The 2,675-nt window shown below is 46.6% G+C and carries 2 protein-coding genes and 1 pseudogene; all 3 read left to right on the top strand.

All coding sequences use genetic code 11. The features are described from left to right. Nucleotides 1-216: pseudogene (locus ACH0QE_RS13580) on the top strand (acetolactate synthase small subunit); the annotation flags it as partial. A 29-nt stretch (nt 217-245) separates the two neighbouring features. Beyond that, complete coding sequence (gene ilvC, locus ACH0QE_RS13575; RefSeq protein ID WP_415801150.1) at nt 246-1,259, top strand: ketol-acid reductoisomerase; 1,014 nt, start codon at nt 246-248, stop codon at nt 1,257-1,259. Between the two features lie 57 nt (nt 1,260-1,316). Then, nucleotides 1,317-2,273, top strand: coding sequence for a threonine ammonia-lyase (gene ilvA, locus ACH0QE_RS13570; RefSeq protein WP_415801149.1), 957 nt, complete (start codon nt 1,317-1,319; stop codon nt 2,271-2,273). The last annotated feature ends 402 nt before the right edge of the window (nt 2,274-2,675 follow it).

Here is a 2,675-nt window from a genome sequence, read left to right as displayed (position 1 = left end):
CAATACAGGATTGAGAGCCTTGCGGTTGCGGTCGCATATCCGGAGCTGAAGGATGTTTCCAAAATGTCTGTCATTCTCGAGGTGGAAGATGACCATAAGTTTTTGCAGCTGGTGAAGCAGGTGAATAAACAGGTGGATGTCCTGTTTGTCACGGATGTAACAGATGACCTTGTCATTGAGAGGGAACTTGCCGTGATGAAGAAGTTGCTTGTCTGAACAAATTTTAAAAAAGGGAGAGATTCGGAATGGTAAAGGTTTATTATCAAGCAGATGTGAATGAGGAAGTTTTAAAAGGGAAGACGGTTGCTGTCATTGGGTATGGTTCACAGGGGCATGCACATGCGCAAAATTTACGGGATAGCGGGCATCAAGTTGTCGTTGGATTGCGTCAGGGAAAATCATGGGCTCAGGCTGAGGAGGATGGGTTCCGGGTATTGTCTGTCAGGGAAGCGTGCGAAGTTGCAGATGTGGTCATGGTGTTATTGCCTGATGAGAAGCAGCCAGCTGTATATGAAACGGAAATCAAACCAGCTTTAACTGCTGGTAAAGCACTTGCGTTTGCCCACGGGTTCAATGTTCATTTTCAACAAGTTGTACCGCCTGAAGATGTGGATGTATTTTTAGTGGCGCCAAAAGGGCCGGGGCACTTGGTACGGAGAACGTATGAAGAAGGAGCAGGGGTCCCGGCGCTGATTGGGGTGCACCAGGATGTGACGGGCCAGGCGAAGGAGCTGGCATTGGCCTATGCCAAAGGTGTAGGAGCTGCGAGGGCAGGCGTGCTGGAAACGAATTTTCAAGAAGAAACGGAGACGGATCTTTTCGGTGAACAGGCCGTCTTATGTGGTGGCTTGACGTCACTTGTTAAAGCCGGGTTTGAGACGCTGGTGGAAGCAGGGTACCAAAAAGAAGTCGCCTATTTTGAGTGTATGCATGAGCTTAAATTAATCGTGGATTTAATGTATGAACAAGGGCTGGAGGGAATGAGGCACTCGATTTCGGACACAGCTCAGTGGGGGGATTTTGTATCTGGTCCGCGAGTTATTAATGGAGAAACAAAGGCGCGCATGAAGGAAGTATTGGAGGATATCCAATCAGGCAGTTTTGCGAAAGGCTGGATGCTGGAAAATCAAACGAACCGGGCCGAATTCAATGCGATTAACGATCGGGAAAACCAGCATCCGATTGAAGAGGTTGGCAAAGAGCTGAGAAAAATGATGCCATTCGTCCAGCAAAAGCAAAAGAGAGAGTTAGTTAAATAATCATTTCGAGGTGAGCATATTGGGAATTTGTTAAAGAACGGTCAGATACAGGAAGCGATGGAAAAGCTGAAGGGTAAAGTGCACCAGACTCCTTTGAAGCAAAGTACGACTTTAAATTACTTAACGAATGCCGACGTTTATTTAAAACTGGAGAACCTGCAAAAAACGGGATCGTTCAAGCTAAGGGGAGCGATGAACAAAATTTTAACGCTGTCCGACCAGGAAGTGAAAAATGGCATTCTGGCAGCTTCGGCCGGCAATCACGCCCAGGGAGTAGCACTGGCAGCTTCGTTAAGGGGCATCAAGTCGAAAATTTACATGCCGAGGCATACGCCTTTTTCCAAGGCTTCTGCCACAAAGGGATACGGTGCGGAAATCGTACTGACCGGGGAAACATACAATGAATCCTATCAAAAAGCGGTTGAAGAAATGAACATGAAGGGAAGCACTTTTGTTCATGCGTTCGATGATGAGATGGTGATCGCGGGGCAAGGAACAGTAGGGTTGGAGATGTTGCAGCAAAATGATCAATTGGACGTTGTTTTTGCGCCAATTGGCGGGGGTGGACTGATCTCAGGGGTGGCACTTGCCCTCAAAGCCGTCAAGCCATCCATTAAGGTAATTGGCGTTCAGGCTGTCGGGGCGTCAGCAACTTATCAGAGATTTACCGGGCAAAAAAGGATGGTATCCCATGCTGTTCACACCATAGCAGATGGGATACTGGTGAAGGAGCCAGGTATCCTAACCTATCCAATTATCGAAAAGTATGTAGACGGAATCGTAACCGTAACCGATGAAGAAATCGCCCACGCCATCATGTTTATGCTTGTAAGAGAGAAAATGCTTGTTGAAGGAGCAGGAGCTGCGGCATTGGCCGCTATTTTATACAAAAAGGTTCAGGTTGACGGTAAGAAAGTAGGTTGCATCATCAGCGGCGGAAATGTCGATCCGGTTAAAATTCCGACCTATAAGGAACTATCCAATCGAACGATGAGGCTTTATTATACTGGGTGATCGAACGAAGGCAGCTTTCCTTGAGGATAGAGGGAGAGCTGCTTTTTTAGTTGGAAGTGAAAATCAAGGGCATAGCGAAAAGAGCCAGCCTCCGGAAAAAGTTGCCTAATTAAGACAGGTTTGAAGGAGAAGAAGCCGAAGCTGTCAAGAATCCTATGTAATTGTGACAGGTTTGAAGGTTAAGAGGCCAAAGCTGTCAAGAAACCATCGTTATTTTGACAGGTTTGAGGGATAAGAGGGCAAAGCTGTCAAGAAACCATCGTTATTGTGACAGGTTTCAAGGTTAAGAGGCTATTGCTGTCAAGAAACCATCGTTATTATGACAGGTTTTAAGGTTAAGAGGGCAAAGCTGTCAAGAAACCATCGTTATTGTGACAGGTTTGAGGGAGAAGAGGGTAAAGC

The sequence above is a fragment of the Mesobacillus sp. genome, from assembly GCF_047739415.1.
Classification (GTDB): domain Bacteria; phylum Bacillota; class Bacilli; order Bacillales; family Cytobacillaceae; genus Mesobacillus.
This window is presented reverse-complemented; position numbering and strand designations above follow the sequence as displayed.

Coding starts and splice junctions, on each gene's coding strand:
- ilvC (WP_415801150.1), top strand. CDS start 246: ATGGTAAAGGTTTATTATCAAGCAGATGTGAATGAGGAAGTTTTAAAA.
- ilvA (WP_415801149.1), top strand. CDS start 1,317: ATGGAAAAGCTGAAGGGTAAAGTGCACCAGACTCCTTTGAAGCAAAGT.